Genomic DNA, 16899 nt, shown 5'->3' with positions numbered 1-16899 from the left:
ATGGTAGAGACAAAATCAAGTACGATGCGACTGCCGCCGAGTGGATACCGTTTGCACCGTTTTCCGCCTTTGGCGCAGCCTAAGGCTATAGAAGACGAATTCGGGCTAGATAACCAAGGTTGGCAAGAGCCGCAAGTTGATATTCAACAACAGCTTGAAGCCGGTTTTCAACAAGGTTTACAACAAGGGCATGAGGAAGGCTTACGTCAAGGTATCGAGCAGGGTAAGCAACAAGGTCTGCTAGATGGGCAAAAAGAAGGCTTCCAAAAAGGCTTTGTGTCTGGTGAGCAGTCAGGAAAACAGAGTTTTCTAGAGGCGGCGAAACCCGTGAACGAGCTCTTTCATGCGCTGTCTCGCTGGCAAGACGAAAAAGAGCAACAGCAACGCCATATGATTTGTGAGCTGGTACAAAAAGTGGCTCAGCAAGTGATTCGTGCTGAGCTCACTTTAATGCCTCAACAGATCCTTGCTTTGGTGGATGAGACATTGTCTGCCATGCCAGGCAAAGCGGAAACCGTAACCGTGCATTTAAATCCGCAGGATTTAGAACGAATTACTCACATTAATGCTGATCTACCACAATCTTGGAAACTGGTGGCTAATACGGAACTTCCGATTGGTGGCTGCCAACTAGTGACCGATGATGCAGAGGCGGATGCAAGTTGCGACTCTCGTTTAGAAGCCTGTATGGACAATGTAAAACAACACCTTTTGGATGAAGTTAGTATTCCGCAGGTAGAATCAGAGCATGAGTAATACCTTAAGCCATGAGCTATTGAGTGAGCGTTTGAGCGAAGCATTGGCTTCGCTCGATTCAATCCCTGTTGCTCGCGTGACAGGGCGCTTGATTAAAGTAAACGGCTTAATGTTACAAGCCGTTGGGTGCCGGTTTAAACTGGAGCAGCGCTGTCTCGTAGAAACCGCAGAAGGCGACATGATCGAAGCGCAAGTGGTGGGCTTTGAGCACACTATTGCTTACCTAATGCCTATTCGGCGCTTAGGTGGCTTATTTGCTGGTGCGAAAGTCATTCCTCTGGACGGTGACAGTACCGTGCAGTTAAGTGCTCAGTGGTTAGGGCGAGTGCTGAATGGTTTAGGTGAGCCGTTGGATGACGGGGCACCGCTTAAAGGGGGAGATCGTGTTTCACTTGAACCAAAACCGATTAACCCATTGAAGCGACGTCCTGTTGATACCCCACTCAACGTTGGGGTGCGCGCAATCAATGGACTCTTGACCGTCGGAAAAGGGCAACGCATTGGCTTAATGGCGGGCAGTGGTGTCGGTAAAAGTGTTTTAATGGGGATGATCACCAAAAACACCGAAGCCGATGTGATTGTGGTCGGTCTTATTGGTGAGCGAGGCCGAGAAGTACGCGAATTCATCGAACGAAACTTAACCCCAGAGGCGCGCAAGAAGGCGATTATCATCGCAGCTCCTGCTGATGAATCCCCGCTGATGAGGTTAAGAGCGACACTGCTTTGTCATCGCGTTTCCGAGTATTTTCGAGACCAAGGCAAAGATGTTCTGTTGTTGATGGACTCTCTCACTCGATACGCCATGGCACAGCGTGAAATCGCTCTTTCGCTTGGCGAGCCTCCGGCATCTCGCGGTTATCCGCCCTCTGTCTTCAGCGTGTTACCGCAACTCCTTGAGCGTGCGGGCAACAGTGAAAATCAGCACGGTAGCCTAACCGCAATTTATACCGTGTTGGCGGAAGGGGACGACCAGCAAGATCCTGTCGTGGATTCTGCGCGTGCTATCTTAGATGGGCATGTCGTATTATCGCGTCAACTTGCCGAGCAAGGGCACTATCCTGCCATTGATATTAATGCGTCTATTAGCCGTTGTATGAGCACCTGTACACAGGAGGCGCATAGCACGATCGCGAATAATTTCCGCCAGATGTACTCCAACTATCTTCAGGTGAAAGAACTGTTGCCGTTAGGAGGCTATCAACCGGGGCAAGATCCTGAATTAGATCAATCTGTTGCTATGTATCCAAACTTACGTGCGTATTTACAACAAGCCGCTAATGAGTCAGTGGATTACCCAACCAGTTTGACCGAGCTCGCGCAGCTTTTTCAAAGTGCTTAACCAAGTGGGAGTGGCATCGTTGAGATGAAATCCAAGTTAAAAGCAGTGGGTAAGCTGCAACAAATGGAAGAAAAGCAACGTGATCGTGTGGGTCAACAACTTGATGCCATGCGTCAACGTCACTCCCATCTTTCAATGCAGTTGGAACAATTGTCAGCATTGAAAGGTCATGCGGGACAATCAACCAGAACTGTTCCAACACTGACAAGCGCAGCACTGATGAACTTTAATCGTGTCGATCAAATGCTGCAAAAAATGCTTCGCCACCATGAGCATGAACAAGCCGTCATGCAAGCGGAATGCGCGTCTGTACAAAAAACGCTGGAGCACAAACACGCTCGTGTTCAAGGGTTAGAAAAAGTGCTCGAACGATGGCGTACTAAGCAAAATTATGAAAAAGCGAAAAAAGAGCAAAAAATAATAGAAGACATCATCAACTCTCGTGTTAAGCGCAAGATATTATGATGTCTTATCGAAGCTATTTGGAGCGCGAATAATTTCTTCGGCGTCTTAGCCAACCAAACCAGCCTCCAAGCATGATCATCCCTGCGCCAAGTGCGCCACCACTACTGCCATTGTCCTCAAAGCCAGATGTGTTGGTATCTTCTGGTTCAAAGCCGGAATCACCTTCACTATGATAATCTTCTGTGCTTGCTAAGAGGGCATTGTAACGAGTCTTCACTCCCGAACTGGTTTGGGCTTCAATCCATGTTGTGTAATTTAGAACCTCAGTAAACACACTCGGAATCGCAGCGGATTCACAAACAGAAGAACCATAGCTTACAATACCGATTTGTTGATACATTCCGTTATTGTCTTGATAGGTGAGAGGGCCACCAGAGTCACCGCTACAAATACCGGTATAACTGCGCTCAGGAAACCCATTGGCACATAAGCTTTCTTGAGCATTAAACCCGGTCACTAAAGAAGCACATTGCGCATCGGTGAGTGGTTTTACTTCCGCCCATCGCAAATAACTTGGTCCATTTTCATCGTTGGTCGAGGTTTGCCCTAAACCGAATATCTGATAAACCGATTGGCTGTTGTAATCACCAAAATCTTGCGGCAACGTAATGGATTGAACGTTGTCGGTGATCGGGTGGGTAAGTTCAAGTACGGCGATATCATTAATCCATAAATCACTAGGCTCGTAATTTGGATGAATGACGATAGAGCGAACATCTTTGAATTCTTCAACAAACACATCATTCATTGTCGGGTTTTTTACTAAAACTCGTAGATCATTGATTGTCCATCCGTCAGAAAAAACACTCGGCTCTACACAGTGAGCGGCGGTTAAAATGAAGCGGTCATTAACAATCGTGCCGCCACAGATGTTGGCAAATTGATTAGCGCCAGTTTTGTGTAGAATGAGTCGTGCGAAAAAGGGCAATTGATTTTGAGTGGCTTGCTGGCCGCCTATGATTGCCGTTGAGATGCCTTGCTCTGAATGAGCGTCTTCACTTTCAGCGACTGCACTCATGGGTACTGTGAGGCAGAGTACGCTTAACCATATTTGATAACGCTTCATAAACCATCCTTGGATGAAAAGTGCTCTTTCTAACTTTATACTAATTTTTCAATGAATGTGCTTAACAAAAGGTTTCTTTAATTGAATGATTGTTGCAACCACGAGCGCAGAAGGTGAAACGATTCCAGCTTTAGCTTGTGTGGCGGGCATACAAAGTAAAGCTGTTGATGAGGATTAATTACGGGTTCGCCCAGCTCGATTAACTGGCCATATTTGATGTCATCTTTCACAAACAAGCGATGAGTGACCAATAACCCCAAACGACGAGTTGTGGCCTGGACGGCTTGTATCGACATATTAAAAGTGATTGGTTTTTTGCTTTTAGGTCGCAGGATGCCAGTCGCATTCTGCCACACGTTCCAGTCATTTTTTCTTCGTTCGTTAGTGACTTCAATGATGGGATACTGCTTTAACAGTTGAGCGATATTTGAGTCATTCGTCTTAGCTATCAATTCAGGGCTACACACCAAAACCAGTTCATCTTCACTGAGCTTTTCACAGTAATAATCTTGCCATTCCTCGGTGTTTCCATGCACGAGTGCTGCGTCGATGCCTTCTTGTTCTAGATTAAACTTGCCAGACAGGTTGGATAAACGAACGTCTAATTGCGGAGCAAAGTCCTGCAAACTCGACATTCGCGGAATCCACCAATGCAGCGCCAAGGAATTCACCATATTAAGCGTAACACGTTGTAAGTTTTGGTCTTGGATTAGCGCTTCTGTGGCATCGACAATTTGTTCTAAAGCTGGCGCAACCTTTCGATAATATTTTTTACCGTCAGCATTAAGTTGAACTTGTCTGCCTACGCGATCAAACAGAGGCTTGTTGACCTGACTCTCCAGTGATTTTATCGCCTGACTCACCGCCGAGTGACTCACACTTAATATCTGCGCTGCTTCTGTCATGCTGCCAGATTCCGCCACAGCGACAAATGCATAGATGGATTTTAGAGGGACTAATTTACGCATATTTTAGAAACCATAACATGATGAGAGATAAGTTGACTTGTAAGTTTTTCTTACATTAATAGTTAATATTACTCGCTATTTACAATAAGTGATATCTCATAAAATACTCCACATATTAAGGAGTATCGAATGAATGCAGTAAATAAATCTATCCTTTTCATGCTGATGTCTACGTTAAGCTTATCTGTTACTGGGTTGTTAGCAAAGCAGTTGACAGGTGAACTTTCCGTCACACTGTTTAGCTTCTTACGCTTTTTGGCTCCTACACTTATTTTGCTTGTCTTACTTCGTTTCAAAAATCTTACCTTTCCTAAAGCTGGGACGTTAAAACCGATTTTGCTTCGCGCCTTCTGTATCGGCTTATCACAGTTGTGTTTCATCGCGTCATTACAAACGTTAACGCTGGTAGAAGGGGTGGTATTGTTTGCCACTGGCCCATTATTTATTCCTTTGGTTGAAAAGCTGTTTATGGGAGGCCACATTCGCGTTTCAACATTGGCGGCTTTAGCAATGGCGTTTACTGGAGTGGTTATGTTGGCGGGAGTTGGTGGGGAGTTTACTTGGCGCTCGGATTTATTACTCGGTCTAGCTGGTGGACTCTTCAATTCCGGCTCTCAGCTTACGCTATATAAAGTGAGTAAAACTGATATGTCGCCATTAGAAATCAACTTTTGGGCGTTTGGGTTTGCTGCCGTATTTCTGTTACCGCTAACGTTGTTTAACGACATCGATGTTTTCCTCAAAGCCAATGTGATGGAATCTACTGTTTCTTCTAATATGCTGTGGCTCGGTGTGATGTCCCTGATGATCATTAACACCCAAGTTTTCCGCTCCAAAGCGTATCAACTGGCAAGCAGCGGCTCTCAACTTGCACCACTTATTTTTACTAACCTACTGTTCACCGCGGTTTGGCAGAGTGCGTTTTTCGATGACCGAATGAGTCAAAGCCAAATTATCGGGATGAGTTTAATCGTGCTCGCAACCATACTGAACACATGTTGGGTTCGCTTTACGGCGCATCGTGGTGGTAGGTTACAAGCGAGAACTTCTTAGCCTGTCGGAAAATAGAGGATTAAATAAGGCAAATCAGAGGTGAGGTTTGATTTTTTCTGACAATGAACTAGCGTCAAGAAAGGTTCAGGGAGAGAAATAATGCTTACGCTAAATTATTACGTTGAGATTTCGGCTACACCGCAACGGGTGTGGGAAGTGCTAACCGATGCTGAGTTATACAAACGCTGGGCACAGGCTTTCTCACCCCAGTCTCAATTTGATGGGATATGGGAAGAAGGGCAAGACATCACTTTTTTTGATCCCGATATGGGCGGAACGCGAGCGACTATCGATATCGTGCAACCGCAACAGCGCCTTGAATTTCATCACATTGCCATTTTTAATCCGGATAATAGGCAGCAACTGGATGGAGATTTAGCATCTAAGTGGATTGGATCACGAGAGATCTATCAGATCGACACCAACAGTGATCGTTTGTTACTCAATGTCACCATTCATACGCACAGCGACTTTGTTTCTATGTTTAATCACGGATGGGAAAAAGCGTTGCCCCTAATAAAAGCCATCAGTGAGGAGCAAGCTTAAGTCTGATACTCATCTTGGGCTGACGGTACGTCACGTGTAGGTATACAATAGCACGCAAGATAGCGCACCTAAGAGAGTGGATGATGGAATTTAAAGTTGATACCCATACACATACGTACGCCAGTGGTCATGCGTACAGCACCTTGATTGAAAATGCAAAATTGGCGAAAGAGAATGGCTTGGATATGTTCTGTACGACCGATCACGCAGAATCAATGCCGGGCGCGCCGCATTACTGGTTTTTCTCCAACCAAAAAATCCTGCCTCGATTTTTAGACGGTATCGCGATCATTCGGGGTGTGGAATCCAACATTCTTAATACCGAAGGCGACATCGATATTCCGCTGAGTGTCGATCGTAACCTAGATTGGGTTATTGCAAGTTTCCATGAACCTGTTTTTCGTCCTGCAAACAAAGAAACTCATACGGAAGCGCTCATTAATGTGATTCAAAACGGTCGTATTGATGCGCTTGGCCATCTTGGGAATCCAAATTTCGACTTTGATTTTCAGGCCGTTTTAGCGTGCGCGAAAGAGCATAATGTTGCGATTGAAATCAATAACACCACGCTAAAAGGGAATAGCCGAGTGGGTAGTGTAGACCGTTGCCACGAGATTGCACAAATCGGTAAAGAGCTTGGCGTCTTCTTCACAACGGGAAGTGATGCGCATTTCTGTCATGATGTTGGTAATCTGGATTTGGTTGGAGAGCTAATGGATAGAGTGGGTATCGATAGCAAAAAAGTGATTACTCACACCGCTCAGCAGTTTTTGTCTTTCTTAGCTCTGAGAGGCCGTAAGCCAATTCCAGAGTATGACGACATTCGCAACGCATAAACTTGATTACATTTTAGGTATGCACCTGGCGTAAGATTGCTTTACACTGCGACCCGGAAATACTCAACTAAGCTAGTTTGTCGCCTTTTATGGCGTGGGTTACTTGGGTAAATAAAGCCGACAGAGAATTCGGCACTATAAATGGAGAAGTGAAAATGTTACGTCCTTTAGTCCTAGGGTGTGCGATTGCGTTTGGCTCAACATACGCAATGGCAGAAGCGGTTGATTTAAAACAAAACATGAAGCAGATGAAGATGGAATTCAAACAGGCGGCAGAAGCGTCGGATGTTGAAACCATGAAGTCTGCAATTGATAGCTTGCAAGCAATCGTCGAGCAATCTAAGCGCGGCAACTATCCACCAGAGAAATTCGATACCTACTTAGAAGGCTTTAATAAACTAACGGTAACGTTAGACAAGATTGAGGCAGACTTAGACGCTGGTAACCTGCAAGACGCGAAAGCACAATTACGTGAAATTGATAGCCTACGTGAAGAATACCACGACAAGCGTAACCCAAGTATTTGGAGTAAGCTGTTCGGCTAATCGCGATAAAAGCTGACAATAGAATATGAAAATAGCCTGCCGTTTTGGTGGGCTTTTTTGTGTCTGTCAATTGCGTTATTGAAGAAAAGCTGTGAGGTGGCAACCACTTATTGATCCTGTTTTTGAGCTAGCACTCAGAATTAGTTACGCTGAATTAAATTTGTTAAGTCACCGTTATGCGTAGATTAATTCCTTTTTATCGCTCCATGCTATTTGCTAGTGCTCTAAGTTGGGTGCTAGTGACGCTGATGCCTGTTATCAATGCTCATGGTAACAGCATGGGCGTGTGGGCGACGCTATGTACGCTTAATGGTTTTGAATTGGTTCAAATCGAAGAAAGTGACAATGCCGTCAGCCATAAAGGCAAACCTTGTCCTTTTAGCCACTTTTCGACTTTTCATCATGATTCACTTCCAACTACACCAATACTTCCACAACTGAGCTTGGTCATTTCTGAAAGCTACACTTTTTTGGCTCTAAGTGTACGATTTGAAACGCCAGTTCCTAGAGCGCCGCCAGTTTCCCTTTTCTCATAACGAAAACAATAACAAGTAAAGTCACATAACACTGCCACTTTGAGCAGTAGTACTCCCGAATCTAAGTCAATTAGCGCCACATACGAATGTGTATGTGCAGGATGCGTTTGACTGAATTTGGGTGTTCAACAATGAAAAAAGGAAAATACACATGTTGAGAAACTCGGCAAAGCCTCAACTCAAGGAAGCCTCACGCGCAAAATCCATCTACTTTATGACTTGGCGATGGCACTTCTACGCAGGTTTGTTCGTCATTCCATTTATGCTCATGCTTTCCCTCACTGGGTTGGTGATGTTGTTTGATGATGAAATCGAACTGGCTCGATATGAAGCGACATTACAAGTTTCACCACAAGAGCACATGGTTCCTGTCTCTGCACAACTGGAAACCGTCAAGCAGGCGTATCCCGATTTTAATGTCACTCAATTTGTACCTGCTAAAACGGCCGATATTGCCAACCGCTTCTCGATTCAAAACCAAGAAGGCAGCTCACTGATTGTTGCAGTAAATCCTTATACAGGAGACGTACAAGGCACCATTAATCGTGGTGACAGCATCTATGAACTGATGAACAGCATTCACGGTACGTTGCTCATCGGCGACCTAGGCGACCGTTTAATTGAAATCGCCGCAAGTCTGGGGATTTTGCTGTTGGTGTCTGGTTTGTACCTTTGGTTACCTAGAGACAACGCCAGCCGCGGCGGCTTTTTGAAAATTCGCCTTAACAATGGTCCTCGAATTTTGATGCGTGACCTGCATGCGAATTTAGGTGGTGTGCTGTCGATTGTACTGTTGTTCTTTTTGATTTCAGGTTTGTCGTGGGCAGGGATCTGGGGAGCGAAAATGGTGCAAGCTTGGAATACCTTCCCAACCTATTACACATGGGGTGAGAAACCGGAATCCACACTGACACATAAAGATCTTAACCACGGTGCTTCAGAAGAGATGCCATGGAACTTAGAGCTTGCTGCTGTGCCAGAATCGAAAGATAAGCCCGCTCATGATCATGCCAATATGAAGGAAGAGATGGCATACGCAGGCAGTCATGATGCGCTCTCCATTGATGATATCATCCTCAAGGCTGAAATGATGGGCTTCACTGGCTATAAGCTGTTTTTACCACGCTCTGAGACGGGCGTTTACACCGTTGCAGCTAACTCTATGGGCGGCGACATTTCCGACCCAAGACAAGATCGCACCAGCCACTTTGACCAATATTCCGGTCGCTTGTTGGTGGATGTAACGTGGCAAGATTACAGCCTATTTGCCAAGTTCATGGCGGCAGGTGTGTCATTGCATCAAGGTGATGTCAGTGTGGTTAACAAAGTGCTCAACGTAGTGTTCTGTTTGGCGTTCATTTTAATCTCAATCACAGGTGTGGTGATGTGGTGGATTCGTAGACCAAGTCGCAGTGCCGCATTGGGCGCGCCACCTAAGTTTCAGCAAGACGGCATTTGGAAGCTTGGTTTAGTAACGTTGGTAGTATTGTGTCTGGCGTTCCCGATGGGCGGTTTGGCAATTGTTACCGTTCTCGCACTGGATTGGCTGTTGTTTAACCGCGTTGAGAAGCTGAAAACAGCGTTGAATTAGTAACAGACAAAGAATGGAATGGTAAAAGAGCCAGCGACGTGCTGGCTCTTTTTATTTCTGGTAAATCTCCAGTGGCAAGCCATCTGGATCTTGGAAGAAGGTAAAGGCTTTGCCTGTGAATTCATCAATACGAATTGGCTCAACTTCAACGTCATTCGATTCTAGGTAGGCTTTCACCTGTTCAACATCATCAACCAAAAAAGCGAGATGCCGTAGCCCTTGTGCTTCAGGAAAGCTCGGTCTCTCTGGTGCGCCCGGAAAGCTAAATAGTTCGACTTGGCTGCCGTCAGGTAAAGCGAGGTCAAGCTTGTATGAGTCTCTGGCTTCACGATAGTTCTCGGCAATGACTTTTAACCCCAACACTTCAGTGTAAAAGCGTTTTGACCTTGGGTAATCGCTGCAAATGATCGCGACATGATGAATGGCATTAAACATGGTTAGCCTCTTCAAACATGGTTAGTATCCTCGGAGACTAAATGCTCCTTAACGAAGTCAATAAACACGCGCAGGCGAGCAGGCATGTATTTGGTTTGTGCATACTGCATCGCGATAGCACCGTGGTAGTTACTCTTGATCATCCAATCCGATAGAACCTCCACCACTTCTCCTTGCTCTAACGCGTCTTTGATCACGAAGTCATGGAAGATTCCAATTCCCAAGCCAGACTTAACCCCGTTCAAGCGCATTTGAGAATGGTTGACGGCGTAGCGCCCACTGACTGCAATCGAATGAAAGGCTTCCTCTTTAAAGAACGACCAGATGTTGTCTTTGTCGTTCTCGGCAAGGTAAATACAATCGTGCTGCTCAAGTTCAGTCGGATGCTCAGGCATACCGTGTTTGGTGAGGTAATCTGGAGAGGCACATAAAACGAGATTGGTCTTGCTGATCTCTTTGAGTACCAGATTCTCATCGGGTTTGTCGGTGAGCTTAAACGCGACATCAATTCCTTGGCGGAACAGATCGATCTCACCATCTGCTGCACGCAGCTTAAGCTGAATATTTGGATAACGTTCAAGGAATGGCAAAACAAACGGTTGAAGCACCGAATTAAGAAATGCTTCAGGGGCTGCTACTGTGAGTGCGCCTGTTGGCTCAGCATGATCTTCCGCAGATAGCTCAACGGCTTGCTGCGCGGCATTCACCATTGCGATGCTTTGGTCGTAAACCTTTTGCCCAGCTTGAGTGATGATCAACTTACGAGTCGTGCGCTCAAACAATTTGACCGAAAGCGCTTGCTCTAATCGCGTGATCAACTTACTTAAAGCCGATGGCGTTACGCCGAGTTGTTTAGCAGCAGCGGTAAAACTGCCTTCGTTTACCACTAAGATAAACGACGCAAGATCAGGAAGTAGGGCAATGAGTTTTGGATTAACCATAATTGTTCAGTTCTGCGCAGCGGAATAACGATATTGTCTGGTACGGTTTCACGAGGTTCAAGTGTCACCATCTCGCTTTAACGATATTTTGCCAAAAATGCATTGAGTGCAGGCAAGCCAGATTCACCAGTATGGTATTGCTGCCAACAGTGATAAATGGCCGTTTCATGGTCTGCAATTAACTCGATAGCTTCTCGCTCAGCGATTGAATACTGTTGTGAAGCGTTCACTTCTTCATGCCACTCTCGATATTTGACCTCATAAGGTTCTACCCACTTCAGAAGAGTCGCTACCAACTCTTGCCATGGTAAACCAATCCACTTGGTTGCATCTGCCAAGCCTTTATCTAGCATCTCTTGGTATCGACTTTCGATATCCATGCCATTTGTCAGCAGTACAGGTTTGAGCTTTTCTGCGGTGAGTTCTTCCACTTCAATCAAGGTTTGCCACAGCGTTTGTTGTTCACTTTGGGCGTAATGGCTCAAGTAGTGGTTGAAAAAAGCGATGCCGTAGATTTCGCCATAGTAGGCAGACAGAACGTTATGAATCATGGTGAGAATCGTGATTTAAACAGAGAATACCGCATTGTAGGAGGGGAAAGCGCGACGTGTAAATACCTGAATATACTCAAGTGACTTCAAGATACATGGTTCAGAGCGTTATCACTGATTCAAGTTCAAGGAAAACAACGAAGCGGAATAGCGAGCTCTTTCCAAGTTGTTTGACGAAGAAATTGCTTCAGTGACACGCTCCCAAAGGGCGAGTTGCCTTGGTTCGCATGCTTCGTTAACAATTTTCGATTTAGAACCACTAGATCTTCAAATTGTTGCCTCGCCTTCAAACCAAGTCATTCTCGCTGAGCCAAGCATCTCGAGGTTACTTGAGTATAAATAAAAAAGTGCTGCTGACAGAATTCGAACAGAACTTGTGAGAATTTTATGAGAATTCGATGAAGTTGCTGATAGATTTGCTCGTCATTCTTAGAGGCAAGAACGCAAAACGTTCGAAACGTAATGCTTAACCTACTCAAGTCACGAACAAAGAAGCAAAGCCGTACACATGGGCTTGGGTAGTTCAACCCTCATTAAAGGATGGAATCACAATGAAAAAACGTACCCAACTCGGACTCGTCATGACTTCAGTCGCAATGGCATTAGGCTCTGCATCAGTGAATGCGGCGGAATTGGAAATCACCGTGACAAACGCAACCAAAGGCATCTACTTTACGCCACTTATTGTTGCTGCACATGGCTCTGACCTTCAAATGTTCAGAACGGGTCAAGCAGCAACGCCAGAACTAGAAGCAATGGCAGAAGGCGGTGATATCTCTGGTCTTGCTAGTGTGATTGGTAACGCTGGTGGTGCGGTGGTTGAGAACCCTGCTGGTGGCATTTTGAATCCGGGTGTAGCAACCACCTTCACCTTAGACAGTGGCGACCACGGTTATCTTTCTCTGAGCGCGATGTTGTTGCCAACCAATGACGGTTTTGTCGGCCTAGATAGCTGGAAGATTCCAACGGAAGCGGGTACATACCGAGCAACGCTAAGAAGTTACGATGCCGGTACAGAAGCGAACGATGAACTTGCGTCTAGCATGCCAAACCCACCTTTCATTACCTTTGGTACTGGCGGCACAGGCGTTGAAGCAACGGTAACTAACGACAAAGTTCACGTGCATCCGGGTAACCTTGGTGATAGCGATCCAACCGGCGGCATCAGTGACCTAGACAGCAGCAGCCATCGTTGGTTAAACCCAGTTGCAACCATCACAATCGTTGTGAAGTAAGGGGGATGTATGAAATACAGAATCTTACTAGTAGCAGCTTCAGTCGGCTTGCTCGCCGGTTGTCCAAGCGATGATGATAACGACGTAGTGAAATCGTACCGTTACACCGTCAACGTGGCGAACTTGACTGCGAATCAACCTATGTCTCCGCTTGCGGTACTCACTCACAATGGTGACTACCAACTGTTTGAAGTTGGCCAAGCGGCATCTGTTGAACTTGAGCATCTTGCCGAAGGTGGTAGTAACGCCGAGCTGATTGAATTGATGAACAGCAATGACAGTGTCTATCAAGGTATTTCAGGTAATGGATTGGTATTGCCTGGCGCATCGGACGAAGTCACCATCACGGTTGACCCTAGTCGTTACGGTTACTTGTCTGTGGCGTCTATGTTTGTGAATACCAACGATGCCTTTGTTGGTGAAACGGGGCTATCGCTCAAATCGCTCGCAGTGGGTGAAAGCTACGAAATGAGCATGAACGTTTGGGATTCGGGTACAGAGCTAAACGATGAGCTTGCCGAAACTATTCCGGGCCCAGCAGGTGGCGGTGAGGGCTTCAATGCCGCTCGTAATGACAGCAGTGACGTTGTTGCATTCCATGCGGGTGTTGTTAGCCAAGATGACGGATTAGCAAACTCAGCCCTCTCTGCGAACCATCGTTTCTTGAACCCAGGTGCGAAAGTCACCATCACTCGAGTCGAGTAACACAGGCTCCGATGACGTCTCCTTTCCAAAGCGTTTGTAGCCGAGCGCTTTAACCCTCATGGCGTCATCGGTGCCTTTTTTGAAAGAAATGCGTGCTTGTTCCGGTCATGTGCAAAATGAGGATACTCGAAGGCAAGGAAAGGACCATGGAACAACAGGCAATCAATTTAGTCGCGAACATTTTGCTGGTGGAAGATGACGATGATTTGGCAGAACTGGTTCAGATGCATCTCAAGTTTCAAGGACACCAAGTGGCGCGAGCAACAAATGTCGCCGATGCGAAAGCGCAATATCAGCAACAACCCTTTGATTTATTGATCCTTGACCGAGGTTTACCAGATGGTGATGGTCTCGATATCTGCCATTATTTGCGTCAGCAACAAGATTGGAGCCCAGTGCTCATGCTGACAGCCAGAGACGGTGAAATGGACAAGGTTGACGGCTTAGAAGCGGGTGTTGATGACTACATCACTAAGCCATTTAGCGTATTAGAATTCCAAGCACGAGTGCGAAACGTGCTACGCAGAGTCAGCCAAACCGCAGAAGCCAAAGTAGCAGATGAAGTCCTAGACGATGCGATGGATTTTGGTCCGCTGAGAATTATTCCGGAGTTGCACCAAGTATCCCTAAACGACAAAGACGTCACTCTTACCGCGACGGAGTTTACTTTGCTGCAGTTTCTCGCGACTCGTCCGGGTAGAGTCTACAGTAAAGATGAATTGCTCGATCATGTATGGAACACCAGTCATTCTGGTTATCACCACACTGTGTGTAGCACCGTAAATCGCCTACGCAGTAAGTTGTCTTTGTCTGACTCTGAGCATCACTTTATTCAAACGGTCTGGGGCGTGGGGTACAAGTTTCAGCCACGACAATAACTTTTCTCTTCCAGTCATTAGTGCTGTTTAAGGAGGCGATAGGATGAGCTTCAAATCTCGCTTAGTGGTATTTACTAGCTTGTGGTTCTGTCTCGCGGCGGTAGTGATTGCACTGACTTACAATTGGCAAAAAGAAACCATTGAGTTACGCACTAAGCAAAGCCTGCATAAAGAGCTAGCTAGCCACATGCGTGACGACAATCCGCTGATGATCGGGACGGATTACAACCCTAAAGCGCTCAAGTCGATCTTTCATACGCTCATGCTGATCGGCCCTGATTTTGAAATCTACTTCCTCGATAGCCAAGGCAACATCACCACTCATGCAGCACCAGAAGGGGCGGAGATCATGGGAGCGGTGGATCTGAACCCCATTCAGCAATTTTTAAACAACGAACCGCTTCCCATCTTAGGCGAAGATCCTCGTAATCGCGGTGAACACAAAGTGTTTTCTGTTGCGGCGATAGAGGAATTAGGCTCTACGGTCGGTTATCTCTATGTGGTGATTGGCAGTACCCGACATGACGCCATTGCCAATGCGCAAGTCGATACCCCTTACATCGCGCTGGCAGGATTGGTCTTAGTGTCCATTTTAGGCTTTGCTCTCGGGGCTTATGTGCTGGTCAAACGTAGCCTGTTGAACCCGATTGAGCGTGTGATCAAGCAACTTCAACAGCAAGCTGAACATGATTTTCACCTGCAACCTGACTTTACTCACCAAGTGCCGGAGCTCGTGCCGATTGCGCACTCTTATCAGATGATGGCGAAGCACATTCAGCAGCAGTTTTTACAGTTGGAGTATCAGTCTTCTCATCGTCGTCAGAGCTTGTTGCAGCTCAGTCATGATTTAAAAACGCCGTTATCGAGTGTGCTTGGTTATTTGGAAACGTGGCGTTTGAAACATCCGGAATCTGATCCTTTGATTGATGTCGCGTTCCGAAATTGTGAGAAGCTCTCAACTCAATTGCATTCTTTATTAGACGCTGCCCGTAAAGAAGCCCCAATGCCAAACTACGAGTACCGCCCCGTGGATCTTGGCGCGTTGATGGCAGAATGTGCTGAAACGATGCAGAGCCAGTTTTCTCGTAAAGAAGTGGTGTTGAAAGTGGATATCGATAGCGAAATCCAAACCGTGGGTGACAAGGGGCTATTGGAGCGGTTGGTATTTAACCTGCTTGAAAATGCGTTGCGCCACAGCCCAATCGGCTCGGAAGTGCATTGCCAAGCGCATTTGAGTGAGGATAAGTCGCGAATCCTGTTCACTTTTGTCAATCGAATTGATAAAGATGCCGTCGGGGGCGCATTAGGAATTGGTACAAAGATAGTGCAGTCAATTTTAATGTTGCACCACAGCTACTTAGAGACGTGCGAGACGGACACTGAGTATCAACAAAAATTCGCACTTCTCGCTGCTTGAGGAGAAGCGCGAATTTGGCTTATCGAATGACTACTTAATAACGCCACATACAACGCGCGCACCGCCGCCGCCTAATTTAGCGGGGTGGTCGGAGTGATTGTCGCCGCCAGCATGAATCATTAACGCTCGGCCTTTTAAATCTGATAATTTTAGGCGAGGCGCGACAACGGGCTGATTGGCATTGCCATCCATGTCCACATAGAGTGGAGGCAGGTCGCCTAAATGATTGTCATCGGTCCAAGGATAGCCATGCTTCCCTGTGTTGTTAGGATCATAATGGCCACCTGCTGCGCCGCCTAATACGGTTTTGTCATCCTTCTCTATGCTATCGCAAGATGGATTAGTGTGAACATGGAAACCGTGCACACCTGCTGACAAACCTGATAACTGAGGCATAAATACCACGCCATAGTCACTTTGTGAAATCTCAATGGTGCCAGCGCTCTTCTTGCTGTTGAGATCGGTCATCGCGACAGTCTGCGCAAGTACATTAGGAGCGGCTACGAGAGTGGCAGCAACTGAAATGCATAGCAATCCTTTTAACATGGGACTTCCTTCTTTTTGGTTGTACGCTCAAGCACATATTAGTGAAAACTTCTCTTCCTTATGTCTGTTTAGCGGTGGGTTTATGTCAGAGAGTGATGTGTCTCACTCTATGGTCTTAAACTGGTATCTATCTGCGAAACCAGCTCTCCATTATTACGACTTAACATATTGAGATTGTTCAGATATAAAAAGAATAGACGTCAATCAAAAAATAGCCTGAATATTTTTAAATTAACGCAAAGTTAAATTTTTAATGACTTTATAACAAAGCTCATAATTGTTTTATAAAGAAGTTGTCGGAATTGTCTTCTATAAAAAATAATCAATTTAATGAATATTTTAATGTGAATATGGTTGTTTATAGGTTTGTGGTCAAACTGTTGCTTATATCATCAAATAAGATAAAAAATTGGAACTAAAGTCACTTAATGGCAGAGGAAAAAATTAAACTCTGGTTTTAATGGGTAATAATGTTTTAGTAACAGATAGT

The 16899-nt window shown here is 45.8% G+C and carries 19 protein-coding genes; 13 read left to right on the top strand and 6 right to left on the bottom strand.

All coding sequences use genetic code 11. The features are described from left to right. Genes fliH through fliJ form a run of 3 tightly spaced genes read left to right on the top strand, consistent with a single transcriptional unit; the run spans window position 1 to window position 2560 of the window. Window positions 1-756, top strand: a complete 756-nt coding sequence (gene fliH, locus NDJ01_RS03600; protein WP_005394841.1) for a flagellar assembly protein FliH — start codon at window positions 1-3, stop codon at window positions 754-756. Next, window positions 749-2095 (top strand): flagellar protein export ATPase FliI, encoded by a 1347-nt coding sequence (gene fliI, locus NDJ01_RS03595; RefSeq protein WP_005394843.1) that lies wholly within the window; start codon window positions 749-751, stop codon window positions 2093-2095. Before fliH ends, fliI begins: the two co-directional genes overlap by 8 nt. 24 nt (window positions 2096-2119) lie before the next feature. After that, complete coding sequence (gene fliJ / locus NDJ01_RS03590) at window positions 2120-2560, top strand: flagellar export protein FliJ (RefSeq protein ID WP_005394844.1); 441 nt, start codon at window positions 2120-2122, stop codon at window positions 2558-2560. A 13-nt stretch (window positions 2561-2573) separates the two neighbouring features. Here the strand turns inward: fliJ and NDJ01_RS03585 are convergent, their stop codons facing one another. After that, a complete protein-coding gene (locus NDJ01_RS03585) occupies window positions 2574-3578 on the bottom strand; it encodes a trypsin-like serine protease (RefSeq protein ID WP_374044953.1) in 1005 nt (334 codons plus the stop codon). Between the two features lie 125 nt (window positions 3579-3703). Then, a complete protein-coding gene (locus NDJ01_RS03580; RefSeq protein ID WP_258586260.1) occupies window positions 3704-4594 on the bottom strand; it encodes a LysR substrate-binding domain-containing protein in 891 nt (296 codons plus the stop codon). Between the two features lie 129 nt (window positions 4595-4723). Between NDJ01_RS03580 and NDJ01_RS03575 the strand changes: the two genes are divergently transcribed. The 6 genes from NDJ01_RS03575 to NDJ01_RS03550 all read left to right on the top strand — a co-directional run bounded on the left by NDJ01_RS03575 (window position 4724) and on the right by NDJ01_RS03550 (window position 9701). Then, a complete protein-coding gene (locus tag NDJ01_RS03575; RefSeq protein ID WP_258586259.1) occupies window positions 4724-5647 on the top strand; it encodes a DMT family transporter in 924 nt (307 codons plus the stop codon). 99 nt (window positions 5648-5746) lie between these two features. Beyond that, window positions 5747-6193, top strand: a complete 447-nt coding sequence (locus tag NDJ01_RS03570; RefSeq protein WP_005394850.1) for an SRPBCC domain-containing protein — start codon at window positions 5747-5749, stop codon at window positions 6191-6193. An 83-nt stretch (window positions 6194-6276) separates the two neighbouring features. After that, complete coding sequence (locus NDJ01_RS03565; RefSeq protein ID WP_258586389.1) at window positions 6277-7029, top strand: phosphatase; 753 nt, start codon at window positions 6277-6279, stop codon at window positions 7027-7029. A gap of 155 nt (window positions 7030-7184) precedes the next feature. Beyond that, window positions 7185-7574 carry a cytochrome b562 gene (locus NDJ01_RS03560; protein ID WP_005394852.1) on the top strand — a complete coding sequence of 130 codons (390 nt, stop codon included), beginning with the start codon at window positions 7185-7187 and terminating at the stop codon, window positions 7572-7574. Between the two features lie 176 nt (window positions 7575-7750). Further along, window positions 7751-8110: a hypothetical protein gene (locus tag NDJ01_RS03555; protein WP_257081890.1), complete on the top strand. Its 360-nt coding sequence runs from the start codon at window positions 7751-7753 to the stop codon at window positions 8108-8110. A gap of 151 nt (window positions 8111-8261) precedes the next feature. Further along, on the top strand, window positions 8262-9701 hold the full coding sequence (locus tag NDJ01_RS03550) for a PepSY domain-containing protein (protein ID WP_145533794.1): 1440 nt from the start codon (window positions 8262-8264) through the stop codon (window positions 9699-9701). A gap of 51 nt (window positions 9702-9752) precedes the next feature. On the opposite strand, the gene NDJ01_RS03545 is transcribed toward NDJ01_RS03550, so the two are convergent. The 3 genes from NDJ01_RS03545 to NDJ01_RS03535 all read right to left on the bottom strand — a co-directional run bounded on the left by NDJ01_RS03545 (window position 9753) and on the right by NDJ01_RS03535 (window position 11628). Beyond that, a complete protein-coding gene (locus tag NDJ01_RS03545) occupies window positions 9753-10136 on the bottom strand; it encodes a VOC family protein (protein WP_009704980.1) in 384 nt (127 codons plus the stop codon). Between the two features lie 11 nt (window positions 10137-10147). Beyond that, complete coding sequence (locus NDJ01_RS03540; RefSeq protein ID WP_203343043.1) at window positions 10148-11077, bottom strand: LysR family transcriptional regulator; 930 nt, start codon at window positions 11075-11077, stop codon at window positions 10148-10150. A gap of 77 nt (window positions 11078-11154) precedes the next feature. Beyond that, complete coding sequence (locus tag NDJ01_RS03535) at window positions 11155-11628, bottom strand: hypothetical protein (RefSeq protein ID WP_045479764.1); 474 nt, start codon at window positions 11626-11628, stop codon at window positions 11155-11157. Between the two features lie 551 nt (window positions 11629-12179). Between NDJ01_RS03535 and NDJ01_RS03530 the strand changes: the two genes are divergently transcribed. From NDJ01_RS03530 to NDJ01_RS03515, 4 genes are all read left to right on the top strand, one after another. After that, entirely contained in the window at window positions 12180-12863 is a 684-nt protein-coding gene (locus NDJ01_RS03530) for a spondin domain-containing protein (protein ID WP_005384002.1), read from the top strand. A gap of 9 nt (window positions 12864-12872) precedes the next feature. Next, window positions 12873-13568 (top strand): spondin domain-containing protein, encoded by a 696-nt coding sequence (locus NDJ01_RS03525; protein ID WP_105067525.1) that lies wholly within the window; start codon window positions 12873-12875, stop codon window positions 13566-13568. A gap of 146 nt (window positions 13569-13714) precedes the next feature. Beyond that, complete coding sequence (locus tag NDJ01_RS03520) at window positions 13715-14446, top strand: response regulator transcription factor (RefSeq protein WP_054755106.1); 732 nt, start codon at window positions 13715-13717, stop codon at window positions 14444-14446. 43 nt (window positions 14447-14489) lie between these two features. Beyond that, window positions 14490-15863 carry a sensor histidine kinase KdpD gene (locus NDJ01_RS03515; RefSeq protein ID WP_258586258.1) on the top strand — a complete coding sequence of 458 codons (1374 nt, stop codon included), beginning with the start codon at window positions 14490-14492 and terminating at the stop codon, window positions 15861-15863. 30 nt (window positions 15864-15893) lie between these two features. Here the strand turns inward: NDJ01_RS03515 and NDJ01_RS03510 are convergent, their stop codons facing one another. Next, complete coding sequence (locus NDJ01_RS03510; RefSeq protein ID WP_309474516.1) at window positions 15894-16409, bottom strand: superoxide dismutase family protein; 516 nt, start codon at window positions 16407-16409, stop codon at window positions 15894-15896. Window positions 16410-16899 lie beyond the last annotated feature (490 nt).

Origin of the sequence: Vibrio sp. HS-50-1 (assembly GCF_024747315.1) — a bacterium.
In the GTDB taxonomy this organism is placed as follows: domain Bacteria; phylum Pseudomonadota; class Gammaproteobacteria; order Enterobacterales; family Vibrionaceae; genus Vibrio; species Vibrio diabolicus.
The sequence above is the reverse complement of the archived record's forward strand: the minus strand, read 5'-3'. Positions and strand labels throughout refer to the sequence as shown.